Annotated in this window: 10 protein-coding genes and 1 pseudogene; 7 read left to right on the top strand and 4 right to left on the bottom strand. The window is 61.3% G+C overall.

Going from position 1 to position 14965, the window contains the following annotated elements:
• A partial coding sequence (locus BLL38_RS22235) for a DUF6531 domain-containing protein (RefSeq protein ID WP_242627633.1) occupies positions 1-1795 on the bottom strand: 1795 nt, incomplete at its 3' end.
• Between the two features lie 262 nt (positions 1796-2057).
• Between BLL38_RS22235 and BLL38_RS22230 the strand changes: the two genes are divergently transcribed.
• Both BLL38_RS22230 and BLL38_RS22225 read left to right on the top strand, forming a co-directional pair.
• Positions 2058-3293: a M20/M25/M40 family metallo-hydrolase gene (locus BLL38_RS22230; RefSeq protein WP_076964365.1), complete on the top strand. Its 1236-nt coding sequence runs from the start codon at positions 2058-2060 to the stop codon at positions 3291-3293.
• 257 nt (positions 3294-3550) lie between these two features.
• The gene (locus BLL38_RS22225) at positions 3551-5161 is read left to right on the top strand and encodes an AAA family ATPase (protein WP_076964364.1); all 1611 of its coding nucleotides are present in this window, start codon (positions 3551-3553) and stop codon (positions 5159-5161) included.
• A gap of 118 nt (positions 5162-5279) precedes the next feature.
• Here BLL38_RS22225 and BLL38_RS22220 read toward each other — a convergent pair whose 3' ends face one another.
• Positions 5280-6188 (bottom strand): LysR family transcriptional regulator, encoded by a 909-nt coding sequence (locus BLL38_RS22220; RefSeq protein ID WP_083743099.1) that lies wholly within the window; start codon positions 6186-6188, stop codon positions 5280-5282.
• Between the two features lie 97 nt (positions 6189-6285).
• Between BLL38_RS22220 and BLL38_RS22215 the strand changes: the two genes are divergently transcribed.
• The 4 genes from BLL38_RS22215 (at position 6286) to BLL38_RS22200 (ending at position 10032) form a co-directional block, all read left to right on the top strand.
• On the top strand, positions 6286-7152 hold the full coding sequence (locus tag BLL38_RS22215) for a pirin family protein (protein WP_076964363.1): 867 nt from the start codon (positions 6286-6288) through the stop codon (positions 7150-7152).
• A gap of 94 nt (positions 7153-7246) precedes the next feature.
• Positions 7247-7930: an isochorismatase family protein gene (locus BLL38_RS22210; RefSeq protein ID WP_076964362.1), complete on the top strand. Its 684-nt coding sequence runs from the start codon at positions 7247-7249 to the stop codon at positions 7928-7930.
• A 117-nt stretch (positions 7931-8047) separates the two neighbouring features.
• Positions 8048-9490, top strand: coding sequence for a mechanosensitive ion channel family protein (locus BLL38_RS22205; protein ID WP_076964361.1), 1443 nt, complete (start codon positions 8048-8050; stop codon positions 9488-9490).
• A 104-nt stretch (positions 9491-9594) separates the two neighbouring features.
• Positions 9595-10032 carry a carboxymuconolactone decarboxylase family protein gene (locus tag BLL38_RS22200; RefSeq protein ID WP_076964360.1) on the top strand — a complete coding sequence of 146 codons (438 nt, stop codon included), beginning with the start codon at positions 9595-9597 and terminating at the stop codon, positions 10030-10032.
• A 176-nt stretch (positions 10033-10208) separates the two neighbouring features.
• On the opposite strand, the pseudogene BLL38_RS22195 reads toward BLL38_RS22200, so the two are convergent.
• Both BLL38_RS22195 and BLL38_RS22190 read right to left on the bottom strand, forming a co-directional pair.
• Positions 10209-12358: pseudogene (locus BLL38_RS22195) on the bottom strand (TonB-dependent siderophore receptor).
• A gap of 164 nt (positions 12359-12522) precedes the next feature.
• Entirely contained in the window at positions 12523-13443 is a 921-nt protein-coding gene (locus tag BLL38_RS22190) for a helix-turn-helix domain-containing protein (RefSeq protein WP_076964359.1), read from the bottom strand.
• A gap of 138 nt (positions 13444-13581) precedes the next feature.
• Here BLL38_RS22190 and BLL38_RS22185 point away from each other — a divergent pair, with 138 nt between their 5' ends.
• Positions 13582-14940, top strand: coding sequence for a glutamine synthetase family protein (locus BLL38_RS22185; protein ID WP_076964371.1), 1359 nt, complete (start codon positions 13582-13584; stop codon positions 14938-14940).
• Positions 14941-14965: the final 25 nt, after the last annotated feature.

The raw sequence follows: 14965 nt of genomic DNA, 5'->3' as shown, positions 1-14965 counted from the left end.
CCCAGGCGTCGTCCGCTTCGCTGTCCACGCGAAACACCTGGTAGTCCACCGCCACGATATGCCCACGGTCATAGCGCAACAGCAGGGCGCGACCGGCACCGTTATCCAGGCGCAGAATCCGCCCCAAACCGTCGCGGGAAATACGCAGGCGGTTGTCATACGCGTCGCTGATGGCCGTCAGCACACCGTCGTGAAAGTGGTAGAAACGTGCGCCCTGCGCCAGCACCAGCTCATCCGACGCCGCCCCCAGATAAATCGCCGCCTCGGCCAGGCTATTGCTGATGGCCGGACGGGCCGTGGAGGGCAGGGGAAAGGTGGTGCTGCGGTTCTCATGATCGGTCCACACCACCGAGCCGCCGACCACACACAGGCGCTGGGCCAACGAATGGCTCCAGCCAAAGCCCAGGCCGCAATCCACCTCTACGGCGCTGGTGCGATACAGGCGCGTCCAGGCAAATGGCAGTACGCCATCCAGCTCGCCATCGGTCAGGGTCAGCAGTTCCTCGCCGGTGACCATGGACACCGGGCAGCCATGGGTCGCGGTGTTGTCGGCGCTGGCGCTGGCCTGGCCGTTGGGGTTTTTCGCCGAGGAGGGCGCGTCGTCCACCGCCTGATGCTTGATCAAGGTCGTCTTGGGTGCGGATTTTTCCCGCACCAACGGCACCGGATTGGTTACTTCCATCGCGCCGGCCTTCAGCGGCACGCTGGGCACCGTCTTGATCGGCGTTGCAGGGCTGCCCAGTAATAACGGTCGGAGCGCCTCGGCGTGGCGGTCCAACCGGGTATCCGCAAACGGCCGGGCCATTTGCTCCAGCCACTGGCGCACCCGCCCTGACTTGACCTTGCCCAGCACTTGCGCGCCCAGGCGTACCGTCACGCCCATGCCGGCGGTGACCCACACCAGCAACAGGTTGATCAGCACCTCGGCGGTGATTTGCCCCAGCAGTTCGTTCAGGTACGGCGGCGGCAGCATCCGCATCCAACTGACCATCGCCGCCAGGTAGATAAACAGCAGTGGCTCATCGCTAAGCACCAGCAGGCCATTGGCGATGGCGTCCTGGCTTAGTTCCAGCAGGGCATCCAGCTCGGTTTGAGCGAGGTATTGCAGGAGTTTTTCGCTGTTGGGCCTGAGGTCCGCCAGCCATTGATACAAGTGCTCGATGTTGTCCCACAGTTCATGCAGTACGTGGCCGAACCCGTTTGCATAGCCTTGGTCCAGCAGGCGGTAGCGCTGCACAAAGTTGGCTTCGCGATACTCCTGCCACAAGGGCTCGAACGTGTCGGTCCAGTCTTTGCGCAACTGACTTTCCAGCGGCGCAAGGATCGACTGGTAAGACGCATACAACGCCTTGACGTGATCCCTGGAAACGTTGGGATAGAAGGTGATCCGATAGAGTTGGTCGCGAGTGCACTCGGTGACTTCGAGAATCCCGCTGGGGCCGATGGTTTTGTAAATGGGCTCGCCCAGCGGGCCACCGTCCGCGGGGATGGCTTGCAGCATCACCGGGGTGTTGCCGATGGGTACAAACCGTGTGCTTTCAAACAAATGCACCAGGGTCAGCGTGCCACTGGCCTTGCACATGGCGACGGTGCTGCTGGGGGCTTTGGATGAAATGGGCGCCATCAGCGCCACCTCATCGCCCACCTTGAATACCTGTTCCAGCTCCAGCGCCGAAAAGCGCCAGAAGCTCTCGGCCCAGGCGTCATAGGTGTTCAGGCATTGGCGGAAGTCGGCGAGTACCGCCTCGACGTCCCGCGTCTTTGTGTCCATGGCCGCCAGGACCATAAAACCCATGGTGGCATTCAAGAGGTTGCCCCCAGGACCGGGGCATCAATTGGGCAGTACATCGGCGGTCCCTTGCGCTGTGTGATCAGGCGAGGGACTTTGCAGAGGTTTTCACCGTGTATCAGTAGAGCTTATCCGGTACTCAGGTGGGATATTTCGGCGGTGCCTACCGAACATTCCCCCGGTCGGAAGCGACCGGCTTGAGGCTGAATAAAGTGGCTTTTGTCAGGTAGGCTGTGACATTCCCTCTCTAATAAACAAGGATCTGTTCATGATTTTCAACGTCCAACGCACGCTGCTGTCCGCCGCCCTGGCGCTTTCCCTGGGCAGCGCCATGCCGGCTTTCAGCGCCGAACCGCACCCGCAGATCCTGGCCGATGCCGAACAGTACAAGGCCCCGGCCTTGAAGTTGCTGGAGCGCCTGGTGAATATCGATTCGGGATCTGGCTACGAGCCGGGCCTGACTCAGGTGCGCGATATTGCCGTCGCTGAATTGAAACAGCTGGGTTTCAGCATCGAGCTGGTGCCGGATGCGGCGGCCAATAACAGCCATGTGATCGCCACCCTCAAAGGCAAGGGCAAGGCCAAAATCCTGCTGATGGCGCATATGGATACCGTGTTCAAGGAAGGCTCGGCGGCCGAGCGGCCCTTTCATATCAAGGACGGCCGCGCCTACGGCCCCGGCGTGATGGATGACAAGGGCGGGATCGTGGCCGGGATCTACGCCTTGAAAGTGTTGAAAAACCAGAACTTCACGGACTACGCGCAAATCACCTTCCTGCTCGATGCCAGCGAAGAAGTCGGCTCCGAGGCCGCCGCCGAACTGATCCGTAACACGGCCAGGGCCCACGATGTCACGCTGAACCTGGAACCCGGGCGTCCGGCCGATGGCCTGGTGGTCTGGCGCAAGGGCAGCGCCACGGCGGTGGTCGAGGTCAAGGGCAAGGCGGCTCACGCCGGGGTCGCCCCGGAGCTGGGGCGCAATGCCGCGATGGAGGTCGCCCACCAGATTCTGCAACTGGGCAAGCTGGGGGATGCAGAGAAAAAAACCACCATCAACTTCACCGTGCTCAAGGCCGGCGACCGGACTAATGTGATCCCCGACCAGGCCACGGCCAAGGCCGATGTGCGGGCGGCGTTGCCGGAAGAGTTTGACCGGATCGAGCGGGATCTGGCGCGGGTGTCCGCCAACCAGCTGATTCCTGAAACGCAGGTCACGACCAGTCTGAAACGGGGTTTGCCACCGATGCCGCAAACGCCTGAATCCGACAAGTTGGTGGTGATCGCCCAGGGCATCTACGCCGAACTGGGCCGTCAGCTGACCATTGAAGGCAGTGGCGGGGCGGCGGACGCCAGCTTGTCAGCGGGCGTCGGCACCCCGACGCTGGATGGGTTCGGGATTGTCGGCGGCAATATCCATACACCGCAGGAATATGCCGAGGTGGAGAGCGTGGTGCCGAGGGTTTATCTGTTGAGCCGGATGATTATGGAGCTGGCCAAGCGCTGATAGCACAATCTGAAGGCGCGGGCTTGCCCTAATGTCGACCAGTTAAGCGGAATCCGCTTAACTGGCTGGCATAGCAGGGAAACGCAAGGGCACCACGTTTCTTCAGGCTTCCCGCGTTATCGTTAACCACCTTCGCCAGCCAGTTGATACCTACAGGGCTTTTGGTGTTTTTCGCATTTGTGCGGTGCTATTGAATTGCCATCTAGTGCGTCGGATATACTGGTTGCCTTTTCGGACAGCCAGGACGCTCAGCCATCATGCCTTTCACACTTGCTATTCCCACGCCTACAGGTTCTGTTTCAGTCACTCTTGAATCTGGCACGTCAGCAATATTTGTGGGGGCAAACGGAGGGGGTAAAAGCAGGCTGGCGGTTTATCTGGAGGAGGCGGGTGGTGAGGCGGTTCATAGAATCTCGGCGCATCGTGCACTTGAGCTAAACCCTGACGTAGCAAAGATAAAAGAAAGTCACGCGGTGAAGGGTTTGCGATTTGGACATTCATCTGTCGAGATCCATCAACGTTCTGGGTATCGTTGGGGATCTAAGGCTGCGGGTAAATTATTAAACGACTTCGACTTTCTCCTCCAGGTATTGTTCGCAGAACAGTCGCGCACGGCATTGGTTTCACACAACAACATACGAGCGGGAAACACTGAGACACCCGCTGCTACAAAGTTCGAAGTACTGAAGACGATTTGGGAACAGCTGTTACCCCATCGGGAGCTTGTGTTCAGCGGAGACGACATTCAGGTCCGTATACCCGGCCACGAAAGATTCTACAGCGCTGCCGATATGAGCGACGGCGAACGCGCAATTTTCTACCTCATCGGACAAGTGCTGGTCGTGGCCCAAGACTCCATCCTGGTCATCGATGAGCCTGAGTTGCATATCCATCGATCCATCATGAGCAAACTCTGGGACCAGTTGGAAAACGCCAGGCCAGATTGTGCCCTGCTGTTCATTACGCACGACTTGGAGTTCGCAGCCAGTCGGGTGGGGCAAAAATTTGTCATCCGTGACTTTCAGTCAACAGGGCCGATCTGGAATGTTGAGCCCGTCCCGGAAGACACTGGGTTTTCGGAGGAGGTGACGACGCTGTTACTCGGCAGTCGTCGCCCGATTCTCTTCGTTGAAGGTAACTCGAACAGCCTTGATACAGCGGTTTATCGCTGCGCCTACCCAGAGTGGACGGTCATGCCAAGAGGCTCTTGCCAGGATGTGATTCATGCCGTTGTGACGCTGAGGGCCAATAACGCTTTTACGCGTATCACATGCGCCGGGATCATTGATGCTGATGGCTATGAGGCGGACGATATTGCTCACTTCGCCCAACGCGGTGTGGCTGTATTGCCCGTATCTGAAATTGAAAACCTGTTCTTGCTGCCTGACGTCACTCGGGAAATAGCAATGGGCGAGCATTTGGCCCCGGAGGAGGTCGATAGTCGTATCGCGGCCCTGCACGATGATCTGTTGACGATGGCGGGTCAGCCCCCGGCCATTGAGCAAGTTGTACGGATGTACTGCCTACGACGAATTGACATGCTACTCAAGAAAACGGACTTGAGTGCGCAGCCGTCCATTGAACAGATGAGTGCAGCCTACCAGCAACAGACGCAAAGCCTTGATGTGTTGGCCATTGCACAAGAACGTCGAGCAAAAATTAACGAAGCTATTGCTTCGCGCAATATCCCGATGCTTCTATCACTCATTGATAACAAGGGCATGCTCGCCAAGGCGGCGAGCCGGTTGAAGAATACTGGCCGAGGTCCCTTTGAGGCATGGCTGACGCGAGTTCTTCTCAACAATAAGGAGCCTGGGCTCGTTGGCGCGTTGCGTCGTGCGTTACCGGAGATTCCTCAGTTGCATTAATCTGCGGCGCTCACGGAGCAACTTGTGGGTTTGCCGGACCGCTCCAACACCCCGCTGGTGCCGAGAGATTAAAGCTCGGCAGTCGCGACTACGGGGTTGGTGTCTAGAGGAGGGGGCGTTACACCATGTCGCTCTGCCCAAACTCCACGCCGAGAAAGTCGATCAGGGCCCGCACTGACGGGAGCAAGCCCCGGCGCGAGGGGAATACTGCATGGACGATCCCGGTGCGCGGCGCCCAACCGGGAAGCAGGTTGACCAGGCGCCCGGCGGCAATATCGTTGTGCACCACCGCACTGGGCAGGTGCACCACGCCGAGGCCGGCTGTCGCCGCGTGACACAGGGCCGGCAAGTCATCGGTGACCATGCGCGGCATATGGCGGATCACCGCGCTGGCGCCATTGCTGCCAAACAGTTCCCAGTGGTATTCGCGTTGCGCCGAGCCCCAATGCAGGCTCGGCAGGCCATTGAGGTCGGCCGGCAGCGCCGGGCTGGACATGCGCGTCAGTAACTGCGGGCTGCCCACCAGGCATTGGGTGCTGTTGCCCAAAACCTTCATCACCAACTCGCTGCTTTCCAGTGGCGGAAAGCGGATACGCAGGGCGATATCAAACCCTTCGTGGATCACATCGACACGCCGGTTGGTGCTCTCGATATGCAGTTCCACCAATGGGTATTGCAGCATATAGCGGGTGAGCATCGGCCCGACCCAGGAGTTGAGCAGGGCGGTGGGGCAGCTTATGCGCACGATGCCCTGGGGTTCGGAGCGGTTGCGTTCGATCACTTCGGCGGCGCTTTCGGCTTCGATACGCATCGCCAGGCAGCGTTGGTAATAGGCCTGGCCGATCTCGGTCAGGGAACAATGGCGGCTGGTACGGTTGATCAGGCGCACGCCCAGGCGCTCTTCGAGCTCGGCAAGACGCCGGCTGAGCTTGGACTTGGGCATGTCCAGGGCCCGGCCGGCGGCCGCGAAGCCGCCATGTTCGACCACCTGGGTGAAGTAGTAGAGGGTATTGAGGTCTTCCACCATCGTTCTCCAAATAGAACGCTAAGGGTCGTTTTTGCCGTCTAGTGCAATAAAGGTAACGGATTTAAGGTGTCTCCATGCACTGATTAGGAGAAACACCATGAAAAACATCATCGGTATCTACACCAGCCCCCGCGGTCACTGGGTCGGCGACGGTTTCCCGGTTCGCACGCTGTTTTCCTACGACACCATGGGCAAGCACATCAGCCCGTTCCTGCTGCTGGACCACGCCGGCCCGGCGGATTTCACCCCGACTACACAACGACGTGGGGTGGGCCAACACCCGCATCGCGGCTTTGAAACCGTGACCATCGTCTACAAGGGCGAAGTCGAGCACCGCGATTCCACCGGCGCCGGCGGCAAAATCGGTCCGGGCGATGTGCAGTGGATGACTGCTGCCAAGGGGATCCTGCATGAAGAGTTCCATTCCCAAGCGTTCGCCAAAAGCGGTGGCGCCCTGGAGATGGTGCAACTGTGGGTCAACCTGCCGGCCAAGGACAAAATGAGCGACGCCGGCTACCAGACGATCCTCGACGGCGATATCCCCGTGCTGCCCCTGGCCAATGGCGCTGGCAGCCTGCGCCTGATCGCCGGTGAGTTCGCCGGCCACACCGGCCCGGCGCGCACCTTTACGCCGATTGACGTGTGGGACCTGCGCCTCAACGGCGGCAAGGCCGTGACCCTGGACCTGCCTGCCGGGCGCAATACCGCGCTGGTGGTGCTCAAAGGCACTGTGCAAGTCAACGGCCAGGAACTGGCTCGCGAAGGGCAATTGGTGCTGTTCGAGCGCGATGGCGAGCAGATCAGCCTGGAGTCCAACGCCGACGCCATGGTGTTGCTGCTCAGCGGTGAACCCATCGACGAGCCCATCGTCGGTCACGGCCCGTTCGTGATGAATACCGAGCAAGAGATCCACCAGGCCTTCGCCGACTTCCAGTCCGGCCAGTTCGGCCAACTGCACGGCTGATACGCCTGCGCGGCACCTAAATCACCCAACCCTGACAGCCAGGCCGGTTTACCGGCCAAGGATGGCTGTTGCCCGTGAAAAGAGGAAAGACCCCATGACCCACCCAGCAGCGGCTAATTTCAACGGCCAGAAACCGACCATCGACGCCAACGACACCGCGATGCTGTTGATCGATCACCAGAGCGGCCTGTTCCAGATCGTCAAGGACATGGACGTGCCGCAATTGCGGGCCAATGCCATCGCCCTGGCCCGGGCGGCGACCCTGTTGAACATCCCGGTGATCACCACCGCGTCTGTTCCCCAGGGCCCCAATGGCCCGCTGATCCCGGAAATCGCCGAAGCCGCGCCCCACGCGCAATACGTGGCGCGCAAAGGCGAGATCAACGCCTGGGACAACCCCGAGTTCCGCGCGGCCGTCGAGGCCACTGGCAAGAAAACCCTGGTGATCGCCGGCACCTTGACCAGCGTATGCCTGGCTTTCCCGTCGATCAGCGCGGTGTATGCCGGCTACAAAGTGTTTGCCGTGGTCGATGCCTCGGGCAACCACTCGAAACTGGCCACCGACCTGACCATCGCCCGCCTGGCCCAGGCCGGTGCGGTGCCCATCGACATCATGGCCACCCTGTCGGAACTGCAAGGCTCCTGGAACCGCGCGGATGCCGAGCAGTGGGCGAAGGTCTACACCCAGGCGATGCCGCACTACCAACTGCTGATCGAAAGCTATATCAAGGCCCAGCAGGTGGCGACCGAGCATGAGTTGCTCGATTCCCAGCGCTGAATCTGGACTTTGTGGTGGTGGCGAGCGGCTAAGCCTGCTCGCCACAGATGGCTGCGCCCTATACCCGCCAGTGCCATTTTGTGCGATCTTCAGGGCCTTCGCCCTGGAGTCGCCTGGATGCTGTCTTTTATCGCCGATCACCCGATGCTGTGCGCCCTGGCGCTGATTGTTATCGACATGACTGTGTGGCGCCTGTTCGCCGCCAACCCCGGTAACTGGAAGCTGATCGCGCGCCTGGGCATCTTCGCTGTGTTCAGCGCCGTGCTGTTCAACGACGGCATGAACCCCATGCAACTGGCTCCCTATGCCGACAACACCCCGCTGCACCTGGCTGCCACGGCCTTGCAGATCGGCTGGTGGCTGTTCGCAGCCCGCACCCTGACCGTGTTGCTTGGCGCCGTGATGATGCAACGGGTCGGCCATACCGGGCGGTTGCTGCAAGACCTGATGGGCGCGGTGATCTTCCTGATCGCGATTATTGCGGCCATGGCCTATGTGCTCGACCTGCCGGTCAAGGGCGTGCTCGCCACCTCCGGCGCGGTGGCGATCATCGTCGGCCTGGCGTTGCAAAGTACCTTGAGTGATGTGTTCTCCGGGATTGTGCTCAACACCACCAAGCCCTACCAACTGGATGACTGGATCTCTATCGACGGCACCGAAGGCCGGGTGACGGATATCGACTGGCGTGCCACGCGTCTGCAGACTTCCCAGGGCAGCATGGCGGTGATCCCCAATTCGCTGGCGGCCAAGGCCAAGATCATCAACTTCTCGCGCCCGGCCGATATGTTCGGCCTGGCGGTGAGCCTGCAAGTCAGCCCCCATGCGCGCCCGCAAACAGTGCTCGAAGCCCTGGAACGCGCCATGCAGGGCTGTCGGCAACTGCTGGCCAAGCCGGCGCCAAGCGTGGCGTTCAAGACCTCCACCGGCGGTGGCGTGGAATATGAAATCAGCGGCTTCGTGCCGGCCATGACCCTCAAGCGCGAGGTGCGCAACCAGCTTTACGACCTGGCCTACCGGCACTTGCAGGCGGCTGGTGTGAGCCTGCTGTCCAGTGCCGAAAGCCCGACCTCGCCAACCACATCCCCCGCGCGGGCGTTGCTGGAAAGCTCGACGATCTTCTCGACCCTGCGCCAGGAAGAAAAGGAAACCTTCAGCCAGAACATGACCCCACACACCTTCCGTGCCGGCGCGATGATCTTGCCGGCCGGGGAGGTCAGCGACCATCTGTTCATCATCGAGTCCGGGGTGGTGTCGGTGATGCTGGCCAAGGCCGGGCATAAATTCGAAGCCGGGCGCATGGGCCCGGGGGAAGTGATCGGCGAGGCCGGGATCCTCGATGGGCAGAGCCTGCCGGCAGATTTTGTGGCCAAGACCTACTGCACCCTCTACCGCATCGAAAAGGAATACCTCAAGCCGTGCCTGGATGCGCGCCACGACATTGGCGAAGCCATGCAGAACCTCCTGGATTTCCGTCTGCACGCCGCCCAGCACCTGACCCAGGAGGCGCCAATCGTGCCGGTGAAAAAGGGCTTTTTGCATTGGTTGCGCAACCGGGCCTGAAGCGCCGGGCATTGGCTACCTGTTCTTCGCGCCAATTGGCTATTTGTCTGTGGCCGTGGGCTGATTAAGCTGGGCACCGATTTTTACTGTCCTGGAGCAACACCATGCACGCGCGCATCGACTTCTACACCGCTTCCCCCGACGCCCTGAAAGCCATGCTCGCCCTGGAGGCGGCCGTCGGCAAACTGTCCATCGAACTGCCCCTGCTGGAACTGGTGCGCCTGCGGGTGTCGCAGATCAACGGCTGCGCCTTCTGCCTGGACATGCACACCGCCGACGCACGCAAGGGCGGCGAGACCGAACGCCGCCTGTGCACCCTCTCGGCCTGGCGCGAAACGCCGTTCTTCACCCCACGCGAACGTGCCGCCCTGGCCTGGGCCGAAAGCCTGACGCTGATCAGCCAGACCCACGCCGCCGATGAAGACTACGCCTTGCTCAAGGCCGAGTTCAGCCCGGCCGAACAGGTCGACCTGAGCGTGGCCATTGCCACCATCAACAGCTGGAACCGCCTGGCGGTGGGCTTTCGCAAGATGCCCAAGTAGCGATATGCAAGGGTAGGTGCTGGCTAATGTAGGAGCTGGCTTGTGTGGGAGCTGGCTTGCCTGCGATGCAGGCGCCTCGGTCTATCAGTGACCGCGGTGATGCCATCGCAGGCAAGCCAGCTCCCACACAAGCCAGCCTCACACAAGCCACAAGCCAGGTTCCACAGGGGCCGGGGTCAGAAGTTGACGGAAGCACTCAAGCGCGCGGTCAGTGGCGCACCCTGGAACAGATAGTCATCGCCCATGTATTCGCCGGCGTCACGCCAGTAGCGCTTGTCGAACAGGTTGTCGACGCTCAGGCGCAACACCGTTTCATAGCCATCGACCTTGGTGGTGTAGCGGCTGCCGATATTGACCAGCGCATAATCCCCCACTTCCACATTGCCGGTACGGTTGGCCTTCTTGCTGGCGCTGTATTGCACGCCACCGAGCACCGCCAGGCCATTGACCCAGGGCAGGGCGTAGTCGGCGTACACACTGGCACGCAGCTTGGGCACGTTGATCGTCTGGTGATCTTCGTATTGCGGCGTGCCGCTGCCGTTCACCCGGGCGCGAATCGCCGCCACGCTGGTCGCAATCTGCAAACGCTCGGTGGCCCAGCCATTGGCCGACAGTTCCAGCCCGGTGTTTTTCTGCTGGCCCTGCTGCACGTAGGTGAAGTCGCCGGCGCTATCGGGCTTAGCGTATTGGTAGGCCTGGCGAGTCTGGAACACCGCGGCGGCAAAGCTGATGCGGCGCCAGTCGTATTTCACCCCGGCTTCGATCTGGCGTGAGACGGTGGGGGCGAGGATTTCCCCGTCATTGCTCGCATACCACGGCGCCTCGCCACCCAGGGACAGGCCCTTGCTGTAGCTGGTGTACAGCGACAGGTTGTCTATCGGCTTGTAGATCAGCGCAGCGTTGGGCAGGAATTCGTACTGCTGGGTGTGACGCTCCTGCACGCCCTCTTGATCGAAGGCTTTTTCATCCAGGCGCACTTCGCGGCCACCGAGCACGGTTTGCCATTGTTCGTTGAAGCGGATGCGGTCGGTGACGAACAGCCCGTACTGGCGGCTGTCGAGGCGCCGGTGGCTGTCGTTCAGGGGCTTGTCGGTGGGCGGGAAGGTTTCCGGGTCCTGATCGATATTGCCGCTGCCGATGTATTCGTTGACCGACTTGCGCTTGTCGATCACCCGGCGAAACGCGCTGGTGCCGAAGGTCAGTTCATGGCTCAGGCCGGCCGTGCTGAACAGGCCGGTCATGGCCGCCTGGATTTCATCATTGCGCCGGGTGTCGTCGGGGCTGCGGTAGTCATAGACGTCGTAGTCACCCTCGGGGCTGAACGTGTTCGCGTTGCACGTACCGACGTAGTAGCACCCCCACGCAAACGAACTGTAGTCATCAATCACCACCTTGCTGCGGGCCGCGCTGACGCTGCCTTTCCACTGGTCAGTGAAGCGGTACTCGAACTTGCCGTTGAGGTTCAGCGAGTCGATACCCACCTGTTTGGCGCCGCTCTGGTGGCCGAGCAGTTTTTTCGGCGAGGCGTCGTGGGGCACTTCGGTGCCGCCGAGCAACTGGTAGCCGGGCACCGAGCGCTGTTGCTTGTCCTGGTATTCGGCATCCAGTTGCAGCACGGCGTCGGGGCTGATGTTCCAGTCGAACGCCAGGGACACAAAGTCCCGCTGGCCATTGGCGTGTTCGACATAGGAGTTGAGGTCTTCATGGGCGACATTGGCGCGCAGGCCGAATTGCTGCTCGCTGCCAAACCAGCCGCCGACATCGGTGGCGATATAGCCGCTGCCGCGATCATCGGTGGACACCGTGACCGAGCGCACGTCTTCCGGGCGCTTGGTCACGTAGTTGATCACGCCGCTGGGTTCGGCAATCCCGCTTTGCAGGCCCGCCAGGCCCTTGAGCAATTCCACCCGCTGCTTGTTTTCCAGGGCGACGTTCTGCTCGCCAGTGATCGTGCGCCCGTTGATCTTGTAGCTGCTGGCGGCATTCAGGGAAAAGCCCCGACCACGAAATTTTCGTAGTAGCCGATCGGCGCATAGCTTTCGCCCACCGAGGCGTCGTTGCGCAGCACTTCGCTGAGCAGGCGTGCCTGCTGGTCCTTGATCAGCGCTGCGTTGATCACGGTGATCGAGGCCGGGGTGTCGAGCAGCGGCGCTTCATCGAAGCCGCCGACCGACGCGCTTTGCGCGCGATAACCGGACTCATCCTGGCCCTGGATGTTCAGCGCCGGCAGTTCCAGCTCAGCCGCCAGGCTGTTGCCGATGCCGCCGCTGAGCAACAGGCCGAGGGCCAAACGTGGGGTGACGACGGGGCGAAAACGCAAAACCATGGGGCAAGGCCTTAAAGCGCGGGGCGGGGGCGCATAAGCTAGGCATAAGTGCGCGGCTTTACAAGTACTCGGCTTGGCCCGGCTGTTCGAGACACGGTGTCTGAGGCTTCACGCCAATCTTTCCGGGGCTGTGATAGCGGTGTGTCAGTAGCCATTGACCCACTCTAGCTCCTACAGGGGATTGCATTTGAGCAATGGCGTTTGCGGGTTTCGCTCGGCAGTTCCTTGAACAGCGCCCGGTAGCTCTGGGAAAACCGCCCCAAATGCCAGAACGACCAATTCATCGCCACCTCGGCCACCGTGGTATCGGTTGCGCTCAACAACTCGCGACGTGCGCCGTTCAACCGGCGCAGGCGCAACCATTGCGCCGGGCTCATCCCGGTGTAGGTCTTGAACCCCTGCTGCAATTGGCGCAACGGTACGCCGGCAATCTGCGCCAGTTGCAGCAGGTTGATGCTTTCATCCGGCGCATCCGCAGCCCACGCGCCGATGCGTGCCATCAGCCGGCGTGCTTCGCTGCGGCGCTGCAATGAGTGGTGGTCCAGGCACACACAGGCGTTGTCGAGGATAAACAGGCAATCGTCCAGCAGTTGCCGGGTGAGGGCATCGCGGCTGAGCGGGTCGATCATGCTGGACAAGCGTGTCAGGGTGCCACTGAGCCAGCGGCTGAACAGCGCGTTTTGTTGGCCGGTCAACGGCGCCATGAACAGGCCTTCGAGTCTGGCCATCTCCAGGCCATGGCGTTGCACGAACTGCGGGCCGAACACCACGGCCACTTCCCGGTAGTTTTCCGGGGTGATCCAGGTGTTGCGGCTTTCGCCATTGAGCAGGTACAGCGTGTTGTCGCTGCCGTCGAAACAGAACGCGAGCGAGCCTGGCGGCGCGTTGAAGTGCTGCTCGACGCGGGTGTTCATGCACTCTTCGTACACCTGCACCCCCTGCAGGTCGAGGTAGCGGACTTGCCCGGCAAAATGCCCCGGGGACATCTGCTGGTACTGCTGCACCCAACCGGGTGTCGCACTGCATTGGGCGGCCACATCACCGGTGGTGAAGGCCTGTACGCGCAAAGCGGTTGCCTGTGTCATGGGTGATCCGTGCGCACTCTATTGGTGCGTTGTGGGTCGTGCAAAGTGGATAGATGCCGTTTGAAGGCTGGCCCAAGATAGACCTCAATGCGCCGCAAGTACAAGCCGGCGCAGCATCCCACCCATGCCGAGGTCTTTATGAATGCCCCTTTCGATCAGCTGTCCACCTGGCTGAAAGAACACAAGATTACCGAAGTCGAATGCGTGATCAGCGACCTGACGGGCATCGCCCGCGGCAAGATTGCGCCCACCAACAAGTTCCTGCATGAGCGCGGCATGCGCCTGCCGGAAAGTGTGTTGCTGCAAACGGTAACCGGGGATTTTGTCGACGACGATATCTACTATGACCTGCTGGACCCGGCCGATATCGACATGATCTGCCGCCCGGTGGCCAACGCCACCTACGTGGTGCCGTGGGCCATCGAGCCCACCGCCATCGTGATCCACGACACCTTCGACAAGCAGGGCAACCCCATCGAGTTGTCGCCGCGCAATGTGCTGAAAAAGGTCCTGCAACTCTATACCGAACAGGGCTGGCAGCCGATTGTCGCGCCGGAAATGGAGTTTTACCTGACCCAGCGCTGCGAAGACCCGGACCTGCCGCTGAAAACTCCGGTGGGCCGCTCCGGGCGGGCCGAAACCGGGCGCCAGTCGTTTTCCATCGATGCGGCCAACGAGTTCGACCCGCTGTTTGAGGATGTGTACGACTGGTGCGAAGCCCAGGGCCTGGACCTCGACACGCTGATCCACGAAGACGGCCCGGCGCAGATGGAAATCAACTTCCGCCACGGCGATGCCCTCGACCTGGCCGACCAGATCACCGTGTTCAAGCGCACCCTGCGCGAAGCCGCGCTCAAGCACAATGTGGCCGCGACCTTTATGGCCAAGCCGGTGGCCGACGAGCCGGGCAGCGCCATGCACCTGCACCAGAGCGTGGTGGAGATTGCCACGGGCAAGCCGGTGTTTGTCGATGCCGACGGGCAGAAGAGCCCGCTGTTCCTGCAGCATATTGGTGGCCTGCAGAAATACATCCCGCTGCTGCTGCCGATGTTCGCGCCCAACGTCAACTCGTTCCGCCGCTTCCTGCCCGACACCTCGGCCCCGGTCAACGTGGAGTGGGGTGAAGAAAACCGCACCGTCGGCCTGCGCGTGCCGACCTCCAGCCCCGACGCGATGCGCGTCGAAAACCGCCTGCCGGGGGCCGATGCCAACCCCTACCTGGCCATTGCTGCCAGCCTGTTGTGCGGCTACCTGGGGATGATCGAAAAGATCGAACCGAGCGCCCCGGTGGAAGGCCGCGCCTATGAACGCCGCAACCTGCGCCTGCCGATCACCATCGAAGATGCCCTGGCGCGCATGGAGGCCTGCGATACGGTCAAGCAGTACCTGGGGGACAAGTTCGTGCGGGGCTATGTCGCGGTGAAACGTGCCGAACATGAAAACTTCAAGCGGGTGATCAGCTCCTGGGAGCGTGAGTTCCTGCTGCTGAGTGTCTGACTCCACCCTCAACTCTAAAAAAGGT

The sequence above is a fragment of the Pseudomonas gessardii genome, from assembly GCF_001983165.1.
GTDB classification, from domain to species: Bacteria; Pseudomonadota; Gammaproteobacteria; order Pseudomonadales; family Pseudomonadaceae; genus Aquipseudomonas; species Aquipseudomonas gessardii.
The sequence above is the reverse complement of the archived record's forward strand: the minus strand, read 5'-3'. Positions and strand labels throughout refer to the sequence as shown.

Excerpts from the sequence above, each read along its gene's own strand:
- BLL38_RS22205 (WP_076964361.1), top strand. The coding sequence starts at position 8,048 with ATGCTGTCTTTTATCGCCGATCACCCGATGCTGTGCGCCCTGGCGCTG.
- BLL38_RS22215 (WP_076964363.1), top strand. The coding sequence starts at position 6,286 with ATGAAAAACATCATCGGTATCTACACCAGCCCCCGCGGTCACTGGGTC.
- BLL38_RS22190 (WP_076964359.1), bottom strand. The coding sequence starts at position 13,443 with ATGACACAGGCAACCGCTTTGCGCGTACAGGCCTTCACCACCGGTGAT.
- BLL38_RS22220 (WP_083743099.1), bottom strand. The coding sequence starts at position 6,188 with ATGGTGGAAGACCTCAATACCCTCTACTACTTCACCCAGGTGGTCGAA.
- BLL38_RS22225 (WP_076964364.1), top strand. The coding sequence starts at position 3,551 with ATGCCTTTCACACTTGCTATTCCCACGCCTACAGGTTCTGTTTCAGTC.
- BLL38_RS22230 (WP_076964365.1), top strand. The coding sequence starts at position 2,058 with ATGATTTTCAACGTCCAACGCACGCTGCTGTCCGCCGCCCTGGCGCTT.
- BLL38_RS22185 (WP_076964371.1), top strand. The coding sequence starts at position 13,582 with ATGAATGCCCCTTTCGATCAGCTGTCCACCTGGCTGAAAGAACACAAG.
- BLL38_RS22210 (WP_076964362.1), top strand. The coding sequence starts at position 7,247 with ATGACCCACCCAGCAGCGGCTAATTTCAACGGCCAGAAACCGACCATC.
- BLL38_RS22200 (WP_076964360.1), top strand. The coding sequence starts at position 9,595 with ATGCACGCGCGCATCGACTTCTACACCGCTTCCCCCGACGCCCTGAAA.